Source organism: Deferrivibrio sp. (genome assembly GCF_055117995.1).
Genome location: NZ_JBSQOT010000003.1, coordinates 61,462 through 81,480, shown reverse-complemented (window position 1 = coordinate 81,480; position 20,019 = coordinate 61,462). Strand labels below are relative to the sequence as shown.

The following is a 20,019-nucleotide window of genomic DNA, read 5'->3' as shown; positions in this document are numbered from 1 at the left end:
AATTTTTTTATAGGTGATTAAATGTCAACTGGAATTATATACGCTCTTCTGTCAGCAACATGCTTTGCCTTCCTGGCAATTTTTGCCAAACAGGGTTATAATATGGATATATCTACGTCAAATATGTTGTTTTACAGATTCTTCTTTGCATCTTTAATCTTTGCTATTTATTTTGCATTAAAAAACCCGAAACTTTTTGTAATAAAAAGGATAAACCTTCTAAAAGCAATGTTTGCAGGAAGCATTTTATATTTTTTGCAGAGCAATTTATTTTTTCTGGCAATCAAAAACACTTCAGTTTCAACTGCATCATTAATCCTCTACTTATACCCCCTGTTTGTCACAATATTGTCTGTATTTATTTATAAACAAAAACTAAATAATGTAACCATTTTTTCACTGATATTCATTGCGATTGGCAGCTGCCTGATATTCTATAATGCTTTTTATAACAGATATTCATTGACAGGCATCGCATTTGCACTTGGCGCTTCAATGGTATTTTCTTGCTACATTATTTTTATACAGTACTCCTTGAAAACTCAAAAACCGCTTACTTTTAGCTTTTATGTAATGCTTTTTGCTGCGCTCTCATTTTCATTGAAGGCCGATTTTTCTTTTAAGTTTGATAAAAATGCAATACTGCTTATCACAGGCCTGTCTTTTATTTCCACTTTTCTTGCCATTACACTGCTATACCTGTCTATCGAAAAAATAGGAAGCATGTATGCATCAATATTTTCATCCATTGAGCCTGTTATAACAGTCATTGCCTCAGGTTTAATCCTTTCAGAGAAGGTTGATTATATTCAAATATCAGGAATGGCGTTGATATTAATATCTATAATGCTTCCCCAAATAAAAAAAATTGAGTTTGCAAATTATGAACAGAAGATTACTTGAATACTCAGCAGATATTTCACTGCTTTTTATTTCAATTATCTGGGGCAGTACTTTTATAATAGTTAAAGAGGCAGTGAATAAAATTGACCCGGTAGTATTTTTAAGCTACAGATTTTTCTTTGCGTCATTACTACTTTTTCCTTTTCTGTTTTTAAGAAAAAATAAAATATCACTTTCGTCAGTTTATGCAGGTCTGGTTATGGGTTTTGTTATGTTTTTGGTATTTTATCTGCAAACTGTCGGACTGATGTATGTATCTGCTTCCAAAACAGGATTTCTGACAGGTCTTTATATTGTATTTGTACCACTCTTTTCATTCCTTTTTTTAAAGAAAAAACCCTACCCTACTTCAATAATAGGGGTCATTTTATCAATTATCGGGCTGTATTTTATATCATTTAAAGGAAAAGTAAATTTTGGCAAAGGGGAGTTTTTGATTCTTTTGAATGCCATAGGGATTGCAATACACATAATTTTAACCGATTTTTATTCAAGAAAATATGATGCAATGATTTTAACCGTTATACAGATAACTGTAACGGCTTTGTTATCAACATTTGTATCTTTTGCAACAAATAAAAATATTTATATACAATTAAACAATGAAACAATATTTGCGTTTATTCTGACAGGTTTTTTTGCAACAGTACTGGCATTTTTCATACAAACAGCAATGCAAAAATATACCACACCCACAAAAGCTGCTATTTTATTTACATTAGAGCCTGTGTCTGCAGCATTTTTCGGATATTTTATCGGCAAAGAAATACTTACATTTAATCAATACGTCGGAGCATTGATAATAATCCTTGCAATGCTGACAAGTGAAATAGGCAGTGCCATCATAGGAGTCAAAAAATGAAATTAAAGATATTTTTCATTTTGCTTTCAGGTGTAATATCAATTTCATTTGCAGCTATTTTCGTAAGATTTTGTTATGACGTCCCGCCACTTATGATAGCTACATACAGACTAATATTTGCAAGTATTATAATAATTGCAATATTTAAAATCAGGAAGCACTCAATTAAAAAGATAGAAAAAAAAGATATTATCTTGTCAATAATTTCCGGAATCGTTTTATCAGTTCATTTTTATACCTGGTTTACCTCAATAAAGCTTACATCTGTTGCAAGCAGTGTAGTACTTGTAACTACAAGCCCTATTTTTGTAGGCATCTTTTCTTATATTTTCTTAAAGGAAAAACAAAATGCATCTATTATCTTCGGTATAATCTTTTCCATACTTGGAAGCGTTATACTGACTTTAGGTGACATAAATATCGCAAACACTTTTGATATAAACGAAAAAGCATTAATTGGAGATATGTTTGCAATTATAGGTGCAATTGCTGCAGCTATTTATATTATGATAGGGAGTAAAGTCAGGGAAAGAGTCGATATAGTCCCTTATATAACAATTACATACACATCAAGTGCAATAACCCTTTTATTTGTAGCTCTCTTAACAAATCAAAAGTTTTTTACGTATCAGCCATCTTCATACTTATTTATGCTTATGCTCGCAGTTATACCCCAACTTATAGGCCATACTTCTTTGAATTGGGCTCTAAAACATCTAAAAAGCAGTATGGTTGCCATAACAACATTGGGTGAGCCCATAGGCTCAGCAATACTTGCATACTTTTTTTTCAGAGAAACTATTGACAAGTTTCAATTTATAGGAATAATTCTAATTTTTATAGCAATTATAACAGCTTCAAAAAAAGGAGCAAAATAATGTTTCCCTATATTTTTAAAATTGGAAATTTTGAAATCAGATATTATAGTTTGATGTATCTTATAGGTATTCTACTGACCTTATTCTTTACGAAAAAAAAAGCAAAAAAATTAGGTCTGAATCCTGAAGAGATAGAAAATCTGATACTTTTTACATTTATAGGTGGAATACTTGGAGCAAGGATATATTATGTACTTTTCAGGTGGGATTTTTATAAAAACACCCCTTTTGAAATGTTTGCAATATGGCACGGCGGACTTGCAATCCATGGAGGAATTATTGGAGGATTCATCACTTTCCTGCTATTTTCAAAACTCAAAAAAATAAGAGCATTGTTGTTTGGAGATTTGATACTCCCCTTTCTTCTTCTTGCCCAGGGGATAGGGAGATTTGGAAACTTTGCTAACGGTGAAGCACACGGAGTACCCACAATCACACCACCATCAATAATATTTTCACTAAAAAACAAATTCCCTGAATTTTGGTCAACAGTTTTAGGCACGCTTAATCTCAAAAATAACCCTTCATCAATCTCGTCGTTAAAAGAAATGGTTGAAAGCGGAAAAAAAATTACAATTTTATTTGAAAATAAAATTTATGAATTAAAATATTATGTCCCATGGGGCATAAGTTTTCCTGAAAAATATTTTCCTCCGGCATACCAAGAATTTGGCAGACTACCTGTGCATCCTACATTTTTTTATGAGATGATATTAAACTTTATAGCAGCAGCTTTTTTAATATATTTATGGAAAAATGATAATAATATTGGGCGGGGCAAAATAACAGGACTTTACCTTATTTTTTACGGACTCATAAGAGGTTTTGTTACCACATTCAGAGCAGATGATTTAATGATAGGATTACTCAGGGCACCGCACCTTGCCAGTATTATTATGGTTATAATCGGTATAATTATATTAAATTTAAAAAGGGAGGCAAAATGAAACTGGACAGGAAACAAGCACTGGGCATCTTGACAGAATATACAAAATCTGAATCCCTTTTAAAACATGCATTTGCAGTAGAGCAGGCAATGAAGTCATATGCACAAAAATTTGGTGAAGATATTGAAAAATGGTCAGTTACAGGGCTTTTGCACGATTTTGATTATGAAATGTTCCCTTCTTCATCAGAGCACCCATATAAAGGTGTGGAGATACTTAAAGAAAAAGGAGTAGAAGAGGATATTTTAAAAGCAATTTTAGGCCATGCTGATTATACCAATTCTCCCAGAGACTCGCTTATGGCAAAAACACTTTTTGCAGTAGACGAGTTGTGCGGTTTTATAATGGCTTGTGGATATGTCAGGCCAGACAGGAAAATTTCAAATATTGAGCTTAAAAGCGTCAAAAAAAAGCTCAAAGATAAATCATTTGCAAGAGGTGTTAACAGGGAAGACATTGAAAAAGGTATTGAAGAGCTTGGAGTCGATAGAGACGAACACATACAATTTGTTATAAATTCACTTTCTGAAATAGAAGATACGCTTATGGGGTAAAAAATTACAAATTTAAAATAATATTCATTGAATTATATATTACATTCTGTTAGTTATATTATTTAGTATTTTTTACATTGGAGGAAATATGTTTGGAAAGATTATGGAAATATTTTCCAATGACCTTGCAATAGATCTTGGGACGGCAAATACGCTTATTTATATAAAAGGTAAAGGGATAGTATGTAGTGAGCCTTCGGTGGTGGCAATCAATAACGACACAAAAGAGGTGCTCGCTGTCGGAAATGAGGCAAAGAGCATGCTGGGCAGGACTCCTGCCAATATTGTAGCTATAAAACCTATGGAAGATGGTGTTATTGCAAACTTTGAAGTAACAGAAAAAATGATAAGATACTTTATTCAGAAGGTGCATAAAAGAAAGTCTCTTGTTAGACCAAGGATAATAATCTGTGTTCCATCAGGCGTAACACAGGTAGAAAAAAGGGCTGTAAAAGATTCGGCAATTCAGGCTGGTGCAAGAGAGGTTTATCTCATCGAAGAACCCATGGCAGCAGCGATAGGCGCCGGTCTGCCCATAGAAGAACCCTGTGGAAATATGATTGTAGACATTGGGGGGGGAACAACGGAGGTTGCCGTTATTTCTCTTTCAGGTATAGTTTACTCAAACTCTGTAAGGATTGGCGGCGATGAAATGGATGAAGCGATAGTCAATTATATAAAGAGGAAATATAACCTTCTGATTGGTACTTATACAGCAGAACAGATAAAAATCAAAATAGGCTCTGCATTTGAACTTGAGGAAAGCCTTACCATAGAAATCAAAGGTAGAGACCTTGTAAATGGAATACCCAAAACCATTGAAGTTACCGACAGTGAAATCAGAGAAGCAATCGAGTATGCAGTCTCAAAAATTATAGAGGCAATAAAAGTAGCTCTTGAAAAAACTCCTCCTGAACTGTCTGCAGATATTGTTGACAGGGGTATTGTGCTTACAGGGGGTGGCGCACTGTTAAGAGGTCTGGATAAAAGGCTTAGTGCCGAAACAGGGCTGCCCATTATCATAGCCGATGACCCTCTTACAGCAGTTGCGCTTGGTTCGGGCAAAGCACTTGATGAAATAAAATTACTTAAAAAGGTATGTATTTCGTAAATTAGATGTTGAAGCGAAAGTACCTGATTTTAATATTCGCCATAGTATTTGCGTTGATATTGATTCAGGTAAAAAATCCAAAAATATCTGGTCCCTTTAAGGGGTTGCTGGGAAATTTAATAAACCCCTTCGTCTACCTTTACAATTCTACTTCAAACTATTTAGAAGACATATTTACCAATTACCTTTTTCTTATCAATGTAAAAAAGGAAAATTTAAAACTCAGGAGTGAAATAGAAAATTATAAATTTGAAATAAGTTTATTAAAAGAAAAACTTACTGATTACGAAAGACTAAAACTTCTGCTAAACTTTAAGGACGCATATAATTTTGAAACTATTGCTTGCAACGTAATTGGTAAAAATATAAACACATTTCCAGGCTACATAATTATAGATAAAGGAAGAAGAGATGGGGTTGAAAAAAATGACACGATTGTTGGGCATAGCGGGCTTGTTGGCAAAGTAGACGATGTTTACATATCCTCTTCTCTTGTTAAAATAATTCTTGATGTAACTAACAACGTGAGTGTGATGAATTTCGAAACAAGATCAACAGGCATACTAAAAGGGGATGGCAACGGTGGTGTATTTGTTGACTATTATGATAAATTTGAACCTGTAAATGAAGGTGATCTGTTTGTAACAACAGGACTTGGCGGAATTTATCCAAAAGGAATACCTGTTGGAACAGTAGATAAAATAGAAGATGCCGAAAATAACTTGTTTCAAAAAATTATTTTAAAACCTATCGTTAATTTTAATAAAATAGAAAATGCTTTAATAATTAAAAATGCTAAGAAATAAATACCTTAGATTTACTATTTTCTGCTTCCTTGCCACAATTTTTTATCTCCAATACAACAGATTTATGGGGTTATTTGATATCTTTCTTGTGATTTTTTTGATTGGTATAACAGGGCAACATACTCATAAACAAAGTATAATTTACTCTGTAATAGCAGGAGTTTTCTTTGATTATCTTTTCAGTAAATATATTGGAACAGGATTTTTGATATTCTATTCAATCTTCATATTTAAACTCATCTATGAAAAATTTTTTATCAAAGATAGCGAAAGCGGATATGTAATTTTTGTCATTTTAGCTGTAATTTTATACAAATTGCTTTTCATACTTTTAATTCAAGAAGTTGCAAACTTAGCTCTTATAAAATTAATTTTGTCAATAATTGGAAATTTATTCATATACTATATGATAGAGACTTTTATAGTGAGGCATAAAGTTGTTATTTCGCAAACTTGAGGATAAGATTTTATCAATATACAACAAAAAGACAATAATATTTTTCTCATTTTTGTTATCCGGCATCTTTATAATATTTTGCAGATTAATCTATCTTCAAATTATAAACTACGAAAAATACAAGAAAATTTCTGACAATAATAGAGTAAGAGTAATTAGAGTAAAAGCCAACAGAGGTTTTATTCTTGACAGGAATGACAACGTATTGGTCAAAAATAAGCCAAGTTATAATTTATATCTTGTCAGAGAAGATATAGAGGACAAAGATACATTGTTTGAAACTCTGGAAAAAAAACTCAAGTTTGACAGAGAATTGATAGAAAAAAGATTGAAAAAGGCCTACTTTTACCAGGAAGTACTGGCATATAGAGGGCTTACTTTTGAAGAACTATCATACTTCAGTGAGAACATAGAAGAACTACAGGGGATAAAAATTAAGCTTGAACCTGTGAGGGATTACCTGGATAGTACTTCCATAAGCCATATAGTAGGTTATTTAGGTGAAGTTACTGAAAATGACTTAAAGACAAAAGAAGGTTATACTGGTGGGGATTTAATTGGCAAAACAGGCGTAGAATATTTTTACGAAGATATTTTAAAGGGAAGCGATGGTAAAAAATATGTGGAAGTAGACAGCCTTGGCCAGGTCATAAACACTTTTGACTATAAAAAACCTATACCAGGCAAAACAATAAAACTGTCAATAGACTATCGACTTCAGGAATTTGCGGAAAAACTATTCGAAAAAAAACAGGGCTCTGTAATTGTTGAAGATATCCACACAGGAGAGATTATTACAATGTTTTCATCTCCGTCATATAATTTGAACGATTTTATCCCTTATATATCTGTGGAAGACTGGAAAAAACTAGTCGAGGATAAAAAGAAACCACTTTTAAACAGAGCGATAGAAAGTCATTATGCCCCGGGTTCAGTATTTAAAATACTTATGGCTTATGCTGGATTAAATGAAAAAGTAATTACTCCCAGGACAGAATTTTTTTGCAACGGTGAACTTAGTTACAGAAATTACAACTACAAATGCTGGAAAAAAGGTGGTCATGGCAACGTAGATTTAAAAAAAGCTATTGCCGAATCATGTGATGTTTATTTTTATAATGTTGGTCTTCTGCTTGGGATAGACAAGATTTCAGAATATGCAGACCTCTTCAGGCTTGGACAATATACAGGAGTTGATCTGCCAAACGAGAAAAAGGGGGTATTCCCAAGCAGACAGTGGAAAAAAGATGTTTTAAAACAGATATGGTTTCCTGGGGAAACTATTATTGCCTCAATAGGTCAGGGTTACGTAAGTCTTACTCCAATTCAGATGGTAAATATGCTAGCAGGTACTTTTAATGGAGGAAAGATATTAAAACCACATGTGGTCAAATCAATTATTGATGGACAGCAGGAACTTAATCTCAAAACGGAAATGTATGCTGACATTTCCATACCGGAATGGATAAAAAAAGCTATTATTGAAGGGATGAAAGAGGCAGTATATGGAACTCACGGCACTTCATACAGGGCAAGAGTAGAATCAATCACCGTTGCCGGAAAAACCGGAACAGCACAGGTAGTAAGTCTTAAAAAAACCGAAAAGTACGACGACGATAAAATCCCTGAAAAATTCAGAGACCATTCCTGGTTTGGCGCAATATTTCCTGCAAAAAATCCACAATATGCACTGATTTCTATGGTTGAACACGGTGGTTCAGGTAGCCAGAGCGCAGCAGCACTTGCAGGAGCGTTAATTAATAAAATGGTGGATTTAGGTTATGTTTCAAATTGATAAAAGACAACTTAAAAATTTTGACATTATATTGCTGACTATTGTTGTAGTAATATCTATATGTGGGATTATTGCCATATACAGCGCATCTTATGATATGACAGATGGTATTTTTGATCCATTCTACAAAAAACAAATTGTATGGTTTTTTGCAGGATTAGTTACATTTTTTACATTTTCAGCAATAAGCTACAAAAGATTGATTGAGTTTGCACCTTTATTGTACTTATCAGGGATTATTCTCCTCTTGCTTGTTTTATTCATCGGTCATGTAGGAATGGGCGCTCAAAGATGGATAAACTTAGGTGGATTCAAACTCCAACCTTCTGAAATATTTAAAATCGTATTTGTAATAATCCTTGCATACAGCTTTAGGGATTTAAATGAAAATAAACTTACTTTCATTGATATTATAAAAAAATCTTTAATCATGATAATACCTTTCTTACTGATTTTTTTTCAACCTGATCTTGGAACAGCAACAATATTTCTTGCCACATGGGGTATGGTGTTGCTATACAGGGGTATAACCAAAAGAACTTTCATTGTCTCGTTGGTAAGTTTTTTGGCTATTTTACCTGTGTTATGGTTTAATCTCAAAGAATATCAAAAAAATAGAGTGCTGACTTTTTTAAATCCTGAAAGGGACCCTTTTGGTAGCGGATATCATGTAATTCAATCAAAAGTTGCAATTGGTTCAGGAGGATTGTTTGGCAAAGGATTTATGCATGGTACACAAACTCACCTGAAATTTCTTCCAGAAAGACATACTGACTTTATATTCTCACTAATAAATGAAGAGTTTGGACTTTTAGGAGGAGGAATCATCCTTCTATTGTTCGTGATTTTAATTTATAGAATATTACAAATTTCTATAGAAACCAAAGAAGCAAGTGGCAAGATATTGTGCGTTGCTGTAGCATCCGTAACTTTTTTTCAGGTATTTGTAAATTCTGCTATGACAGTCTCGCTTATGCCTGTAGTTGGAATCCCCATGCCTTTTATAAGTTATGGTGGCTCATCAATGATTACTTTTATGGGGATGATGGGGCTTGTAAATTCCGTCAGCATGAGAAAATATAACTCCCCTTCTGAATATTAAAAAGGATATAATAAATGGACTATTTAAATCTTCTGAAATTAAGCAAACCGCTAAGATATATCAATAACGAGTTTAATTCGTACCATAAAGACAGAGAAAATCTACTCAAAATGTGCCTGATTTTTCCTGATGTGTATGAAGTGGGTATGTCCCACCTTGGATTAAAAATCCTCTATGAAAGGTTAAATAAAAGCAAAGATATAGTTTGTGAAAGATTTTTTATGCCGTGGGTTGATGCAATCAATGAGTTTGATTCAGAAATATTCATCTCACTTGAATCAGGAACCCATCTATCAGAATTTGACATACTTGGTTTTTCGCTTCAATATGAGCTGTCATATACAAATATGCTCAAAATAATAGAAAAGTCAAATATCCCACTGTTTTCAAAAGACAGAAATAACCGTCATCCATTAATAATAGCAGGTGGACCGTGCACCGTCAATCCAGCCCCTATTTCCGAATTTATCGACGTGTTTTTCATAGGTGAAATGGAAGAAGAGATTACTCAAATATTAAATGAATTAAAGGATAAAAATCTTAACAGAGTTGATAGCCTCAATTTTCTAAACTCTTTCCCATTTACATATGTGCCTTTTGTTGAACCTGAAAAAACTGTTAAAAGAAACGTATATAAAAATTTTCATCAGGATATAACTCTTGAAAAACCCCTTGTGCCATTAATGCCTGTAGTACAGGATAGAGTTACTGTTGAAATTTCAAGAGGTTGTACCAGAGGGTGCAGGTTTTGTCAGGCCGGTATGATTTACAGACCCTCAAGGGAAAGAAATATAGAAGACATACTGAAAAATGCACTTGACCAGATAAAAAATACAGGATATCTCGAGGTATCATTGTTATCCCTGTCTGCAGCAGACTATTCATGTCTTGAAGAGCTTTTGATAAAACTTGCATCTTCTTTATCTGAAAGTAAAATCTCACTTAGCCTTCCTTCAATAAGGGCTGACAGGGTAAAAGATTATATATTCAGAGAACTAAAAAAGGTAAGAAAATCAGGTTTTACAATTGCCCCAGAGGCAGGTAGTCAAAGAATGAGAAATATTATCAACAAAGATTTGAGTGAAGAAGAAATTATTAATGCTGTAGTCTGTGCTTCCAATAACGGATTTAATGGCGCAAAGCTTTACTTTATGATAGGTCTTCCATTTGAGAATGACGAAGATGTTGCACATATAGCTTATCTTGCCTCCAAAATAAAACGAAATGTAAGAAAAAGTTTTAATATAACTGTTTCCGTTTCCAACTTTGTACCAAAGCCTTTTACACCGTTTCAATGGTACCCCCAGGACAGTGTAAATGAATTGATAAGAAAACAAAACATAATAAAAGAAATCCTGAAAAATACAAAAATCAAATACAAGTTTCACGACCCATACCAGAGCATAATTGAGGGTGCCATTTCAAGAGGTGACAAACGATTAAGCAGCATATTTATCAATGCTCTTAAAAATGGAAGTATTTTTGATGGCTGGAGCGAATACTTTGATTTTGAAAAATGGAAAAAATGTTTTGAGATATCGGGATATAAAATAGAAGATTTTGCATCAAAACCTTTTGCAAAGGATGACATTCTCCCCTGGGATAATGTAGATGTGGGTGTTTCAAAAGAATTTTTATGGAGTGAATACGAAAAATCAAAAAATGAAAAGATTACTTTCGACTGCAGAGAAAAAGGGTGTACAGGATGTGGAATATGTGATTTTAAAGAAATCAAAAATATAAATGCCACATTAAATACTCATTTTAATATCCAGCTATCAGAAAGTGAATCATTTAACAAAACAGGACTAATCTTTACAAAACAAAATATCAGCACTCTCTTTTCTGCAATAGATTTAAACAGAATTTTTATTCATTCATTTAACATCGCAGAGATTGATGTGGCATATTCCAGAGGATTTAACCCGCAACCCAAATTAAGTTATTTATATCCTCTGCCAGTCGGTGTTGAAGGGGAAAATGAAATATTGATTGCAAATATCAAATTGGAGCATATTGAGGAAAAGATAAAAAAATTAAACTCAATTTTACCTTTAGGACTTGGAATAAAAACTATATTTGAAGCATCAAAAATTGATTTAAGTAAAGATTTTATTGCAGAATATGAGTTTGATAATGAATATTTTAATATAATCAAATCGCATATCGAAAACGATACCGCTTACTATGAAAAAACCGGAAAAAATAATCTTATCAAAAGAATAGACTTAAAAAACTATATAACTGAAATTTCCTGTAACACACTAAAATTAAAAGTTTCCAATACAGGCACATTTAATTTTGTTGAATTTTTTAAATTTTTAAAATATAATATTTCTAAAATAAGAATTACAAGAAAGCAAATAACCCCTGTAAGTGGACTTAATAAACCTTAAGGAGATGAGCATGTTTTCGCAAAGAGCCATTGAAGCATTGAAAAAAGAGGGTTTTAAAATAACAAAACCAAGAAAATGGATTGTTGAATTTCTTGAAAACAACACATCCCACCCATCTGCAGTTGAAATCTATGAGCAGCTCAGGTCAAAAGATAAAAGTTTCTCTTTTGCAACAGTTTATAACACACTTGATGTACTTGTAAAATCTGGGATTGTCAGACAGATTTCAACAGACCCTAAATGCAGCAGGTTTGACCCGGATTTATCAAACCATGGACATTTTTACTGCAATAAGTGTGGTGCCGTTTACGACATTTTTGATATTGATATAAATTTTAATGAATTAAAGGGAAAAGTAGAAGAATATCAGCTAAATCTTTTTGGTATATGTGAAAAATGTTTAAAAGGGGGTAACTGATGGCAGTTTTTGTATGCTCAAAATGCGGCTATGAAAAAGAAGGAAGATGCAAACCAAGAAAATGTCCTCAATGTGGCCAATCCAACAGTTTTGACAAAAAACAATAACCTTAAAATATTTTTAGAAAATATCTATCAAAAGTTCAGTGCCGACGAATATCTCGGCACTGACCCAATTATTTATCCGAAAACCTATAAAGGGGATACGGAATATATTGCATTTATCTCTTCTTTGTTTGCATATGGAAGAGTGCCGCTTATTCAAAAATTTTTGAACGAATTTTTTGAGCAATATGGAAGTATTCCTGTTAAAAAAAATATTATCAAGAAAAAGTTGTACTACAGATTCCAAACAGGTAATGACATTTACATTTTAGTAAAGTTTCTTGCTAATATCTACAAAGATTACGGAAGTATTGAAAACTGCTTTTTCTCTTTATCAGAAAATCTTGAAGAGGGTTTGAAACATTTTATCAATAAAGCGCATAATTTTGGAATAAATAACAATGCAGGCAACGGCTATTTTTTTCTTTTTCCTGTTTACGGTAAATCTGCGCTAAAAAGAATGAGAATGTTTTTAAGGTGGATGGTAAGAGACACCGACATCGATTTTGGACTATGGAAAAAATTTGACAAATCTGAACTCTTGTTTCCACTTGATACACATATAATAAGATTTTCAAGAAATTTAAAACTAATCAGTTCCTCCTCAGGCACTCACAAAAATGCTGTTTCGGTGACAAATTTTTTTAAGAATATTGAGCCTGCTGACCCCTTAAAGTATGATTTCCCCATAACAAGACTTGGGATAACAGGCGGCTGTAATTATTCAAGCTCGCTAAAATGTAATAAATGTAATGAAGCTGATTTTTGTCCATTTATTTAAATTACATTTGCATAGCTATCTCTTTTAGCAAATCTTTCAAAATATTCCCTTCCGCCCCTTTTGGCAATACTCTCACAAATTTTATTTCCTGAGGCAGCACCGACTCACCAAGCTCTTCTATAATAACCTCATTTATTTCATCTATTATCAAGCTGTATGAACTTTCATCCACATTTTTCTTTAAAACACAAAATGCAATAATAGAATCCCCTTTTTTCTCATCATTTAGTATAATAATAGCAGATTCTTTTATAAGCTTATGTTTATTGATGGCATCTTCAACCTGTTGCAAATTGATCCTCTTTCCACCGACGTGTATGACGTCATCAATTCTTCCCGTGAGATAAAAATGACTCTCTTCATCAAAATATCCTGCGTCACCTATTCTGAAAACATACTTACCGTCAAAATTTTTCCAAAAAGTCTTATAAAACAATTCTTCTCCATGACAAAGTTTGCTGCACATTGACATCAGTGGTTTTTCAATAGATACAAGCCCCTTTTCGTTATGACATTTTATTTTTGTCTTGGTGATGCTGTCATAAATGCCAAGATCAACACCTGGCAAAGGCTGACCAACCGAGTTTTGTTTAACTTCAGAATACCCTGGTAACTGAGCAGTTATCGCCGAACCAAGCTCAGTTGCAGAATACACATTTAATACAGGCATTTTACTCTTACCAAGTTTTTTAAATAGCCAGTTCAAAAGCTCCTCATCAATCTGTTCACCGCCCAGAAAAAAAAGCTCGAGATTATCAAGACGTTCAAATACCCTTTTTCTCATATCCGCACTCATTAGTGCCCTTATAACTCTGGGAGAAGTATAACATTTGTTTACATTATACCTTTCCACAATACCATAAAACCTTCTTGCATTTTGCATATGTATCGAGTCTTCAAACATAACTGAAGTGGTTCCTGCCATCAGAGGACCATAAATTTTATAGTTGTGGCTATTCATCCAGGCCACATCAGACATATTCCAGATTGTATCTTCATCTTTTGGGTCAAAAATTAGTTTAAAAGTAAAATGTGCCCAGGCAAGAAACCCCGCAATACTGTAGGCAAGCCCTTTTGGTTCAACAAAATGAGTGGTGGTAATCATTATAAATAAAGGTTCATCACTGTTTAAGATTGTGGGCTCAAGTGTCATTGCTTCTTTAAAATCGGTATCACTTAGTAAATCGTGATACCATAAATCCCTCAGTGGCTTCATATGTGCTTTTTTAGGAATCCTTTCCACTACAACAACATGTTTTGGCTGATAATTTGATTTTTTCAAGGCTTCATCCACTTTAGTCTTAACATCAAGCTCATTACCTGTAAGACTATAATTTGTTGTAACAATTATAGAGGGCTCACAGTCTTCTATCCTCTCCTTCAAAGCCTCGGCAGAATAGCTATAATGATACAGGGCATGGACAGCGCCTATTCTTACACAAGCAAGCATTGTAATTACTGCTTCAGGAATATTGGGTAAATAAATCAGTACCCTATCCCCTTTTTTAACCCCTAATTTTTTGAACGCGTAAGCAAGTTTTGAAGCCTCAAATGCGATAGACTGATATGTAAATATTTTTTCGGTATAGTCAGAGCCCCTCCATATTATTGCAGCCTTGTTTTTATTTTTACTATAAAGATGTTTTTCGAGGATATTATAAAATGGATTGAGTCTTCCACCTTTAAAAAATGTATACCTTGGCGGCTTGTTGTATTCAAATACCTGACTATATTGCTCTTCCCACTCGATAAAATTCTTCCCGACATAATCAGCCACATCCATATACGGCATCTTTTTCAGATTATCAATATCTTCAGGTGTAAGAAAATGCCTCTTATACTTTTTATTTGCCTCATTAATAAGCTCGTAAACCATATCACATCCCCCTATAGTTTGAGTTTTCCCCATTGGTATTTTATATATTTCGGCAAGGTTGTAAAATAAAATTTTGAAAATTTGCTTATTTTTGAACCAAAATAACAATCAATAGCATTTTTTATAATTAATCAAAATTAAAATAAAAAAATGTTATATATTTTTTTTAGAAATAATCGCATATCTATAACACTGTTAGATATTTTATTATATTTTTAAATAAATTAATCAATATTTTATAAAATATTGTATACAGTATCCAGTGTACAGTATACCAAGTACACTTAAATTCAAATATTTATCTCAAATTAATTATTGACATTAATAAAACAATATTATATTAATTTCCACATAGGGGGATTTTATGAAGATACATTACCTGCTTTGCAAAAATAATAAGGAGGTGATGAAAAGAAGCGGTCGGGCAGGTGCCAAGGCAACGAAGGTACACTTTTTTTTAACTTAATATTTAAGTGAGGTGTTTTTATGGTAGACAAGGAAAGACTCGAAGCCTATTGGAAAAAAAATTTGGCTCTAATTCGTAACATTTTAATAATCTGGTTTATATTCGGTTATGTTTTAGCCATTATTTTTGTTGAGCCTCTCAACAATATTAAACTGGGTGGAACCCCTCTCGGATTTTGGTTTGCGCATCAGGGCTCTATCTATGTTTTCGTAGCATTGATATTTATCTACGCAAAACTTATTGGTAAAATTGACAAAGAATTTGACGTAGAAGAAGATTAAGGAGGGGATAATATGAGTTTACAGGTTACAACGTATATAATTGTTGGTCTTACTTTTGCACTTTATATCGGTATTGCTATCTGGTCTCGTGCTGGTAGCACTAAAGAGTTTTACGTAGCAGGTGGTGGTGTTCACCCTGTAGTTAATGGTATGGCAACTGGTGCAGACTGGATGTCAGCAGCGTCTTTCATCTCTATGGCGGGTCTTATTGCATTTATGGGATATGGTGGAGCAGTGTTTTTGCTGGGTTGGACAGGTGGATATGTTCTTCTTGCCCTTCTTCTTGCCCCATATTTGAGAAAATTTGGGAAATACACTGTACCAGAGTTTTTTAAGACAAGATATTATTCTGATGGAGCAGCTATTGTTGCTGTTATTTGTCTTCTTATTGCTTCCACCACTTATATTATTGGTCAGATGACAGGCGTTGGTGTTGCCTTTTCAAGATTCTTGGGCGTTTCTAATAACCTTGGTGTCTTAATTGGTATGGCAATAGTTTTTGTATATGCAGTTTTTGGTGGTATGAAAGGAATTACATACACTCAGGTAGCACAGTACTGTGTATTAATTTTAGCTTACACTATTCCAGCGATTTTCATATCTTTACATCTTACCGGCAACCCTATTCCTCAGTTTGGCCTTAGCTCAGGGTTTGAAGGCTCAGACATGTATCTTCTTGAAAAACTTGACCATATTGTAAAAGATCTTGGCTTTGCTTCTTACGTTAATACCCCAAGATTAAGTAAACTGAATATGTTTGTTTACACCATGTCTTTGATGATTGGTACTGCGGGGCTTCCTCACGTTATTATACGCTTCTTTACTGTACCAAAGGTAAGGGATGCAAGAAGCTCCGCCGGTTGGGCTCTTGTATTCATAGCTATCCTTTACACAACAGCTCCTTCTGTTGCTGCTATGGCAAGACTTAATCTTCATGCAACTGTTAACAAGGCTGTTGTTAAGGGTGGAGATGTTTTTGCTCCAGAATCAAGCATTCTGATTGATGAACGTCCAAACTGGATGAAGCGCTGGGAAGTAACTGGCTTGCTTAAGTTTACTGACAAAAATGGAGATGGACGTATCCAGTATTACAATGACAAATCCAAAGATAAAGACTTCCTGGCAAAGGCAGAAGCTGCAGGCTGGAAAGGGAACGAACTTTCAGTTAATAACGATATTATGGTTCTTGCTAACCCTGAAATCGCTAAACTTCCTAACTGGGTAATTGGCCTTGTTGCTGCCGGTGGTCTTGCGGCTGCTCTTTCAACTGCTGCTGGTCTTTTGCTTGCAATATCATCAGCGATCTCACATGACCTGTTGAAAAACATGTTCATGAAAGATCTTTCCGAAAAAGGGGAGCTTATGGCAGGAAGAATTGTAATGGCTTGTGCTATTGTAGTTGCTGGTTATCTTGGTATGAACCCTCCTGACTTTGCTGCCGGTACCGTTGCAATAGCATTTGGACTTGCAGCAAGCTCAATATTCCCTGCACTTATGATGGGTATCTTCAGCAAGACTATGAATAGGCAGGGTGCAATTGCCGGTATGATAGCTGGTATTGGTGTAACAATGCTATACGTTTTTGCCCACAAAGGTATCTTCTTTATCAAAGGGACTGAATTCCTTGGCCTTTTTGGTGGCAAACCAAACTTCTTCCTTGGTATTGAACCAAATGCATTTGGTACAATAGGAGCAATTGTAAACTTCATAGTTGCCTTTGCTGTGAAAAACATGACTACACCTGTTCCTCATGATATAGCTGAAATGGTAGAAAGCGTTCGCTATCCTAAAGGTGCTGGTGCCGCTGTAGATCACTAAAAATTAATAAAATCATAAAAGCCTCCGTTAGTCGGAGGCTTTTTTATTATAAAATATCTTTAATTTTTTTCATACCTTTGTTATAATTAAATTAAGAGGTGAATATGGATAATTTAATAATTGATACCAATATGGCTGTGACTTGGATTTTATTTATTGCGCTTTTCCCGTTGGCATTTATCTGGCTTAGGAGGGCTTACACAATCTTTATAAAAAAAGATTACTCGAATGTGGCTTTAAAAAGAGGAGAGCCACCCAAAAACCCCAAAAAATGGGCTCCTTTTGTTGGAATCCTCAATCTTGGGGCAGGAATTGCCACATTATGGGCGATAATAGGCGTCTTGTTTCTGGCTTACCCTTATCAAAAGTGGACAGGCATTGCCGGGGTAACAATATGGTTTAAAATTTTCGGTGATTTTATAATTAAATCACAAGCTCATCCTATATTTGGGAAAAAAAAGGAAATTGACTGATATCTTATGATACCAATGTTGGATTTCTTAAAAACAGTTAAACCTTTCAACGTAATATCTGAAGATAATTTTAAAATAATCCAAGATACCTGCCTTTTTAAAACATATGATGCTGACACATTAATATTTTCTCAAAAAGACACTCCTACAGGTTACCTTTATTTTATTCACAAAGGGGCAGTGGAAATCATATCTGAAACTGAAGAAGGGGTAGAAATAGTCGTCGATTACAGGAAAGATGGAGAATTCTTTGGCTGGACACCTATATTTACTGATGGCGGTTACTCTGCAGGTGCCAGGACTGTAGATAAAACAGAATGCATCTTGATTCCCAAAGAAGTTATTCTCAACCTGGCACAATCGTACCCGGAAATTACCAGATTTTTCAGTAAGGCAGTTTTTTCCAAAATCAGGAAATTATACCATGATGTAGTAAAGTCACAATCTTCTGACCCTATAGCTCAAATTGAAGCATACCCTTTCCAAAAGCAGGTGAGAGAGATAATGTCTTCACCTGTAGAAGTATGCAGTGAGGATACCACAGTAGGTAAGATAGCAAAAATAATGACTGTAAAAGGGGTAGGCTCGCTTCTTGTTTGTGATAGTAATGGAAAATTAAAAGGGATAATTACGGAAAGGGATTTAGTGACAAAAGTTTTGGCAAGAGATACCGGGGTATGCCTTAAAGATATGAAAGCAAAAGAGGTAATGACTCCCGATCCTTTTTACGTATCCCCTGAATCATATATGTATGAAGTTGCAGCATTTATGATCAGCCACAACATAAGACATCTTCCGGTACTGGAAAATGATAAAATCATAGGAATTGTAACTGTAAGAGACCTGATGAAATTCAGAAGTCAGAAAACGGTACTTCTGGTAGGAAAAGTTAAAGAGGCAACATCAATCAAGGAATTAAAAAATGTTAAAAACGAAATAACCTCGGTTGCTAAAGTTCTTTTGATGGAAAACAGGTCTCATGTAGAAACCATGGAGATAATTTCATATATTCACCACAATATCATAAAAAGGTGCTTTGAAATTGTTATGGAGAAACGTCTTTCAGAGGGCTGTGTTTTGCCAGATATCAAATACTCCTTTATAATAATGGGTAGTGGCGGCCGAAGGGAGATGCTTTTAGGCCCTGATCAGGATAATGGGCTGATTTTTGAAGACTACCCTAATGAAATGGAAGGCGAAGTAAGTAACTTTTTTGTACCCTTTGCAGAATATCTGGTAAACGCCTTGAATGAAGTAGGATACCCTCTTTGTAATGGTAAAGTTATGGCAAATAATCCATTATGGAGAGGCAAAATATCCGAATGGAAAAAGAGAGTTAGCAAATGGATAAGAGTTCCTGAGCCTCAACGTGTCAGGTATTCAACAATATTTTTTGACCTTTTTTCTCTGGTGGGAGAACCTAAACTTTGCATGCAGTTAAAAGAACATATATTTGAAGAAATTAAAAATAATATGCTATTCTTATTTAAAATGATGGAGCTTGACTACAAACACAAAGTCCCACTGGGGCTTCTAAATAGATTTATTACTTCTGATCAAGAAGAACATAAAGGTGAGCTTTCTGTAAAGGAAAATGGTAGTATTTTTATAGTCGACTGCATAAGAATGTATTGCCTTGAACATGGTCTACCGCAAACTAACACAATGGAAAGACTGGACAAATTACATGAATTAGGAATCTTTAATTCAGCCACATTGGAGCATATTAAGGCCGCTTTTGAGTTTTTTACGTATATAAGGCTGAAAAATGAGATAAAACTATTAGATGAAAACAAAAAGCCGTCTCATTATTTAGACCCATATACACTCCCAAAAAATGAACAGGAGCTTTTAAAAGAAGCATTTAAAGTAGCTGATAAACTGCAAGATACAACACGAAGACATTTTGCAAAAATTGTAGGGCTTTAAAAAATACACAAATAAAGCTTTACAAAATTGAAATAATGTTATATTTACAAACAAAATTTTTA

The 20,019-nt window shown here is 34.0% G+C and carries 19 protein-coding genes; 18 read left to right on the top strand and 1 reads right to left on the bottom strand.

Annotated elements, in window-relative coordinates; translation table 11 throughout:
* The first annotated feature begins 21 nt into the window (after positions 1-21).
* The 14 genes from ACTCAF_RS01840 to ACTCAF_RS01775 all read left to right on the top strand — a co-directional run bounded on the left by ACTCAF_RS01840 (position 22) and on the right by ACTCAF_RS01775 (position 13,114).
* Positions 22-903 carry a DMT family transporter gene (locus ACTCAF_RS01840; RefSeq protein ID WP_463061602.1) on the top strand — a complete coding sequence of 294 codons (882 nt, stop codon included), beginning with the start codon at positions 22-24 and terminating at the stop codon, positions 901-903.
* Positions 884-1,765, top strand: coding sequence for a DMT family transporter (locus ACTCAF_RS01835; protein ID WP_463061601.1), 882 nt, complete (start codon positions 884-886; stop codon positions 1,763-1,765). The genes ACTCAF_RS01840 and ACTCAF_RS01835 overlap by 20 nt, the downstream gene beginning before the upstream one ends.
* Entirely contained in the window at positions 1,762-2,643 is an 882-nt protein-coding gene (locus ACTCAF_RS01830) for a DMT family transporter (protein WP_463061600.1), read from the top strand. Before ACTCAF_RS01835 ends, ACTCAF_RS01830 begins: the two co-directional genes overlap by 4 nt.
* Entirely contained in the window at positions 2,643-3,590 is a 948-nt protein-coding gene (gene lgt / locus ACTCAF_RS01825; protein WP_463061599.1) for a prolipoprotein diacylglyceryl transferase, read from the top strand. Before ACTCAF_RS01830 ends, lgt begins: the two co-directional genes overlap by 1 nt.
* Complete coding sequence (locus ACTCAF_RS01820) at positions 3,587-4,144, top strand: HD domain-containing protein (protein WP_463061598.1); 558 nt, start codon at positions 3,587-3,589, stop codon at positions 4,142-4,144. Before lgt ends, ACTCAF_RS01820 begins: the two co-directional genes overlap by 4 nt.
* Before the next feature lie 88 nt (positions 4,145-4,232).
* Positions 4,233-5,255 carry a rod shape-determining protein gene (locus ACTCAF_RS01815; protein ID WP_463061597.1) on the top strand — a complete coding sequence of 341 codons (1,023 nt, stop codon included), beginning with the start codon at positions 4,233-4,235 and terminating at the stop codon, positions 5,253-5,255.
* 5 nt (positions 5,256-5,260) lie between these two features.
* The gene (gene mreC / locus ACTCAF_RS01810) at positions 5,261-6,061 is read left to right on the top strand and encodes a rod shape-determining protein MreC (protein ID WP_463061596.1); all 801 of its coding nucleotides are present in this window, start codon (positions 5,261-5,263) and stop codon (positions 6,059-6,061) included.
* A gap of 64 nt (positions 6,062-6,125) precedes the next feature.
* The gene (locus ACTCAF_RS01805; protein WP_463061595.1) at positions 6,126-6,518 is read left to right on the top strand and encodes a hypothetical protein; all 393 of its coding nucleotides are present in this window, start codon (positions 6,126-6,128) and stop codon (positions 6,516-6,518) included.
* Positions 6,499-8,313, top strand: coding sequence for a penicillin-binding protein 2 (gene mrdA / locus ACTCAF_RS01800; RefSeq protein ID WP_463061594.1), 1,815 nt, complete (start codon positions 6,499-6,501; stop codon positions 8,311-8,313). The genes ACTCAF_RS01805 and mrdA overlap by 20 nt, the downstream gene beginning before the upstream one ends.
* Complete coding sequence (gene rodA / locus ACTCAF_RS01795) at positions 8,300-9,415, top strand: rod shape-determining protein RodA (protein ID WP_463061593.1); 1,116 nt, start codon at positions 8,300-8,302, stop codon at positions 9,413-9,415. The genes mrdA and rodA overlap by 14 nt, the downstream gene beginning before the upstream one ends.
* Before the next feature lie 14 nt (positions 9,416-9,429).
* Positions 9,430-11,811, top strand: a complete 2,382-nt coding sequence (locus ACTCAF_RS01790) for a TIGR03960 family B12-binding radical SAM protein (RefSeq protein WP_463061592.1) — start codon at positions 9,430-9,432, stop codon at positions 11,809-11,811.
* A 10-nt stretch (positions 11,812-11,821) separates the two neighbouring features.
* On the top strand, positions 11,822-12,229 hold the full coding sequence (locus ACTCAF_RS01785) for a Fur family transcriptional regulator (protein WP_463061591.1): 408 nt from the start codon (positions 11,822-11,824) through the stop codon (positions 12,227-12,229).
* A complete protein-coding gene (locus tag ACTCAF_RS01780) occupies positions 12,229-12,336 on the top strand; it encodes an RCKP-type rubredoxin-like domain-containing protein (RefSeq protein WP_463061589.1) in 108 nt (35 codons plus the stop codon). Before ACTCAF_RS01785 ends, ACTCAF_RS01780 begins: the two co-directional genes overlap by 1 nt.
* The gene (locus tag ACTCAF_RS01775; RefSeq protein ID WP_463061588.1) at positions 12,302-13,114 is read left to right on the top strand and encodes a TIGR02757 family protein; all 813 of its coding nucleotides are present in this window, start codon (positions 12,302-12,304) and stop codon (positions 13,112-13,114) included. Before ACTCAF_RS01780 ends, ACTCAF_RS01775 begins: the two co-directional genes overlap by 35 nt.
* Before the next feature lies 1 nt (position 13,115).
* Here the strand turns inward: ACTCAF_RS01775 and ACTCAF_RS01770 are convergent, their stop codons facing one another.
* Complete coding sequence (locus ACTCAF_RS01770; RefSeq protein WP_463061587.1) at positions 13,116-14,990, bottom strand: AMP-binding protein; 1,875 nt, start codon at positions 14,988-14,990, stop codon at positions 13,116-13,118.
* A 486-nt stretch (positions 14,991-15,476) separates the two neighbouring features.
* Here ACTCAF_RS01770 and ACTCAF_RS01765 point away from each other — a divergent pair, with 486 nt between their 5' ends.
* The 4 genes from ACTCAF_RS01765 to ACTCAF_RS01750 all read left to right on the top strand — a co-directional run bounded on the left by ACTCAF_RS01765 (position 15,477) and on the right by ACTCAF_RS01750 (position 19,957).
* Positions 15,477-15,737 (top strand): DUF4212 domain-containing protein, encoded by a 261-nt coding sequence (locus ACTCAF_RS01765; protein WP_463061586.1) that lies wholly within the window; start codon positions 15,477-15,479, stop codon positions 15,735-15,737.
* A gap of 12 nt (positions 15,738-15,749) precedes the next feature.
* Positions 15,750-17,555: a sodium:solute symporter family protein gene (locus tag ACTCAF_RS01760; RefSeq protein WP_463061585.1), complete on the top strand. Its 1,806-nt coding sequence runs from the start codon at positions 15,750-15,752 to the stop codon at positions 17,553-17,555.
* Between the two features lie 104 nt (positions 17,556-17,659).
* A complete protein-coding gene (locus ACTCAF_RS01755) occupies positions 17,660-18,028 on the top strand; it encodes a hypothetical protein (RefSeq protein WP_463061584.1) in 369 nt (122 codons plus the stop codon).
* Between the two features lie 6 nt (positions 18,029-18,034).
* Complete coding sequence (locus ACTCAF_RS01750) at positions 18,035-19,957, top strand: putative nucleotidyltransferase substrate binding domain-containing protein (protein WP_463061583.1); 1,923 nt, start codon at positions 18,035-18,037, stop codon at positions 19,955-19,957.
* The last annotated feature ends 62 nt before the right edge of the window (positions 19,958-20,019 follow it).